The 666-nt window shown below is 58.3% G+C and carries 1 pseudogene; it reads right to left on the bottom strand.

From position 1 onward, the window contains the following. Positions 1–666, bottom strand: a pseudogene (locus ACTHS3_RS16445) (chromosome segregation protein SMC); the annotation flags it as partial.

The following is a 666-nucleotide window of genomic DNA, read 5'->3' as shown; positions in this document are numbered from 1 at the left end:
GGCGTGGTCGGTTGCCTGCCAGAAGTCGGCGGCTTCCTGCTGTTGCGACAGGATTTGCGACAACGCCTGCTGCTGCGCCTGCAAGGTGATGTGTTGCTGCTTCAGGCTTTGGAAGCGGTTTGAGGCCGTCTGAAACGCTTCGCGGGCGGCGTGTAGGGCTTCTTCGGCGGCAATGATTTGTTCTTCGTAATGCTCTTGCTGGCTTTGCAACAAGGCGGAGGCTTCCTGCGCGGCGGCGGTCTCGGCTTCGTCGGGCAGGTTCAGGGCTTGGTTTTCCTGTTTCAGACGACCTTTGCGCTCTTCGTGTTTGGCAACGGTTTGTTCGGCATGGGTAAGCTGCTGCTGTTTCAACGCCAGTTCGCGGCGGATGCGGTTTGCCTCGTCCTGCTGGGTTTGGAAGGCGGCGTTGAGCGTGGCTTGTGCTTCTTCCAATTCGGGCAGACGCTCTTCGTGTTCGGCAACCTGCATCGCCCATTCCGCCAACTCGGTTTGCTTTTCTTCGACCTGCAACTCGTTTTCTTCCAGCTTGACGCGGATTTGCTGCTGTTCTTGATGGATGCGCTGCAACTGCGCCTGCGCTGCCTGCTTGTCGCGTTCGATGCGTTGGTGCAGGTTTTGCTGATGGCGGATTTGTTCTTCCAAACGGGCAATCTGCTCGCGCAACAC

This window comes from Neisseria sp. P0009.S007, from assembly GCF_051962515.1.
The sequence above is the reverse complement of the archived record's forward strand: the minus strand, read 5'-3'. Positions and strand labels throughout refer to the sequence as shown.